Source organism: Desulfurobacterium indicum, assembly GCF_001968985.1.
Classification (GTDB): Bacteria; Aquificota; Aquificia; order Desulfurobacteriales; family Desulfurobacteriaceae; genus Desulfurobacterium_A; species Desulfurobacterium_A indicum.
In genome coordinates this window covers 1-2958 of record NZ_MOEN01000051.1, presented here as the reverse complement: position 1 = coordinate 2958, position 2958 = coordinate 1, and the positions used below count along the sequence as shown (strand labels likewise).

Below are 2958 nucleotides of genomic sequence, written 5' to 3'. Positions count from 1 at the left end.
TGTAGTTCCATTTTTGCCTCCTGGGGTTGGTATTTGTGGGGTGTTCCCCAGGAGGTTATCCCATTTCTCAAGCTTACACAAAATATCGTACACTACCTTCAAGACTCTAAAAAAATATTACTCTGAAGGTTTGATAGCGGCGAAAAAGATAGGCAACAAATGGCTTTGGGATAGATATTCAATAGATGCCTTCTTTGGTGAAGATGACCTTAAAGCCGAAGCGCTCTTGCAAGGAGTTCTTCAAAAATGATAAAAGTAAGTATGAGACTTTTTCAGAGAGAAAATGGCATTTGGTATGTGGAATTTGGAAGAGCAAAAAAGAAAAGCCTCCGCACACGCAATAGGGCGGAGGCTGTCAGGATTTTCAACAAACTCAAAAGAGAATACTTGGCTGGTCGTTTAATAGTCCTTAAAGAGGGAATAAAAGTCCCTCTCTCTCAGTTTGTTCAAGAATACCTTGAGTGGACAAAAAATAACAGATCTGAAGAAACTTATACAAAAGCAAGACATGTTTTAAACCGTCTCCGTGAAGTAGTAGGAGACATCTATATCCAGAATTTCACTAAGCGACACATGGATGAATACGTAAATCATCTCCTTGAGTATGGTCTTTCCAAAGTAACAGTTAACGTCCACATTAGAACCATTAAAGCAGCATTATCTAAAGCCGTAGAATGGGAATATCTAAAAGAAAATCCTCTCCGTGGATATAAACAATTAAAGGTCCAACAAAAACCTCCACGCTTTCTATTGCCCGAACAGATTAAGAAAGTTGAAGAGGTTATAGATAAAGAAGAATGGCTTTTCATCTTCCGTTTCCTTGTCTATACAGGAATTAGAATAGGAGAAGCAATAAAAATCAACTGGAAAGATGTTGATTTAGAAAGAGGAGTTATTACTGTAAGAAAAAGCAAAAACTTCCAAAGTAGAGTTATTCCTATACACCCAAATCTAAAACAAGAACTTTTAAATCGTTATCCAGCAGTTGGGAAAGTTATTCCTTATAGTAGAGATTATATAGAACACAAGCTTAAAGAGTACTTTAAAAAAGCAGGACTCCCTGAATTGAGAGTCCACGACTTGAGACACACTTTTGCCAGTTTAATGGTAATGGCTGGAGTGGATTTAAAAACCGTTCAAGAACTTCTTGGTCATACAAGCTACAAAACAACAGAAATTTACGCTCACTTAGCGCCTGCTCATCTTCAAGAAGCCATCAAAAAATTACCCATTTGAATACAGTTTTGCACCCAATTTGCACCCACCTATCAATCAAGACATTAGAAATCAACAATACACAAGCAACTCAAAATCCCTTGCCCTTACGGGCGTGCGGGTTCGATTCCCGCCCCGGGCACCACTTGAAAACATTTGTTGAGAAAAAAAGAATATAAAAAAACACATGTTAACTAACTTATTATCAGTAAAGCTTCTCAGCATTCTGTAGGTGGAAAATAGGAGCAGCTGTTCAGCTGTTGTATTACTATGGCCTTTTATGAGTCATAGTACCAGCTACATTTCTTTTCATCAGGAGGGTTTAACCCTCCCCCCTTATTTTCAATATTTTCAGCAATTCTTCGGGTAAAAAAACCGGAATTTCTGATTCGGGAAAATCTTTTAAGTTTCTTGTAACAATACAATTGCTTCCCGAATGCAGAGCAGAAGCATACAAAACAGCATCTTCAAAATCTCTAAGCTTTAATTTCTTTGCGGTTTCAATAACTGATCTATTCACAGCTGCTACCTCAAAAAGGCTCAAAAGTAACTCAATACATTCATCAGCTTTAGCACGGTTAAGAGCCTTACTTGTGAGATAATAAATTGTGGTTAAAGTAGTTGCACAAACAAGGCCTGTAATCTCTCCCTTTTCAACTTTTGAAAAGAGAACTGCAGCCGATAAAGAAAAAGGCTGCCGATCAAGTAGAATATCCAGAATAACATTGGTATCAAACATAACTCTCACAGGTATTTCTCTTCAAGAAACTTTTTATAATCAGACTCTTTAACTTCTGATCTTTTGAGTAAACCTTTAAGTTTTTTTACTGTAGGAGTAATTTCCTCTTCTTTAACAAAAGCAGTTTTAAAGAATTTTTCAACTATTCGGGAAACTGATTCACCTTTCTTTAAAGAATACCTTTTTGCATTTTCTATAACCTCTTTATCAAGTCTAAGGGTTAGTTTTGTTTTCAATATCTTCCTCCTGCCGTATTGATAGATTTAAATATATACGGCTCACCACTGATAATCAACTCCAGATATACAGTCTAATATTCAAGAACGGAAATAAGTCTTAAAGCTCTTTTAACTCCAAGATATATGAAAACGTCATTACCTTCACTTCTGAAACCTATCCCTGATATAGGATTTCCTGTTTTATCAAAAATATTGAACATTCTAAATTCTATTCCTCCTACCGTTTTCTTAAACGGTCTCACGTCTCCCAGTTTGAGATATTGCTCAAGACTCATAAGCATTGAGTTTCTTATATCAGGATCAAGCTCTATCTCATCCTTTCCGGGAACTTTAAAAATTAGAAGTATCCACACAGGTGTGTAAAAATTACAAACCGTAAATCTAAAGAAAGTTAGTTAATCTTCCCTCCGCACTTAATTTTATTCAAAGAGTAAGTTACCTACAATAGAATAACATTCTGATAATTTTATCGCATTTTACTTCCTCTCTGGAAAAATTGGCATTATTAGTATAAAGAAAGGGGAAGACACCCCCTTTATTCGCCCTATTTAGTAACAAGAACATCTTTTTTCATTGAAGAGGAAAGGTACTTCATAACAGGTGAATTTTTGAGTTTTTCTGGATTTGTGGTAGTGTACGATATTTTGTGTAAGCTTGAGAAATGGGATAACCTCCTGGGGAACACCCCACAAATACCAACCCCAGGAGGCAAAAATGGAACTACAGAAGATTTTACCAGACCTAGTTAAGGAAGTGGTAAAGCAA

The 2958-nt window shown here is 36.2% G+C and carries 4 protein-coding genes and 1 pseudogene; 2 read left to right on the top strand and 3 right to left on the bottom strand.

Annotation, left to right across the window (positions count from 1 at the left end):
- Both BLW93_RS08935 and BLW93_RS08550 read left to right on the top strand, forming a co-directional pair.
- Positions 1 to 250, top strand: a pseudogene (locus tag BLW93_RS08935) (hypothetical protein); the annotation flags it as partial.
- Positions 247 to 1236 carry a tyrosine-type recombinase/integrase gene (locus BLW93_RS08550; RefSeq protein ID WP_076713650.1) on the top strand — a complete coding sequence of 330 codons (990 nt, stop codon included), beginning with the start codon at positions 247 to 249 and terminating at the stop codon, positions 1234 to 1236. The pseudogene BLW93_RS08935 and the gene BLW93_RS08550, both read left to right, overlap by 4 nt.
- Before the next feature lie 301 nt (positions 1237 to 1537).
- On the opposite strand, the gene BLW93_RS08545 is transcribed toward BLW93_RS08550, so the two are convergent.
- The 3 genes from BLW93_RS08545 to BLW93_RS08535 form a co-directional block, all read right to left on the bottom strand.
- Positions 1538 to 1954, bottom strand: coding sequence for a type II toxin-antitoxin system VapC family toxin (locus tag BLW93_RS08545; protein WP_245792022.1), 417 nt, complete (start codon positions 1952 to 1954; stop codon positions 1538 to 1540).
- A 5-nt stretch (positions 1955 to 1959) separates the two neighbouring features.
- Positions 1960 to 2190: a DUF6364 family protein gene (locus tag BLW93_RS08540; protein WP_076713648.1), complete on the bottom strand. Its 231-nt coding sequence runs from the start codon at positions 2188 to 2190 to the stop codon at positions 1960 to 1962.
- A gap of 74 nt (positions 2191 to 2264) precedes the next feature.
- Positions 2265 to 2546: a hypothetical protein gene (locus tag BLW93_RS08535; RefSeq protein ID WP_076713647.1), complete on the bottom strand. Its 282-nt coding sequence runs from the start codon at positions 2544 to 2546 to the stop codon at positions 2265 to 2267.
- Positions 2547 to 2958: the final 412 nt, after the last annotated feature.

Coding starts and splice junctions, on each gene's coding strand:
- BLW93_RS08545 (WP_245792022.1), bottom strand. CDS start 1,954: ATGTTTGATACCAATGTTATTCTGGATATTCTACTTGATCGGCAGCCT.
- BLW93_RS08550 (WP_076713650.1), top strand. CDS start 247: ATGATAAAAGTAAGTATGAGACTTTTTCAGAGAGAAAATGGCATTTGG.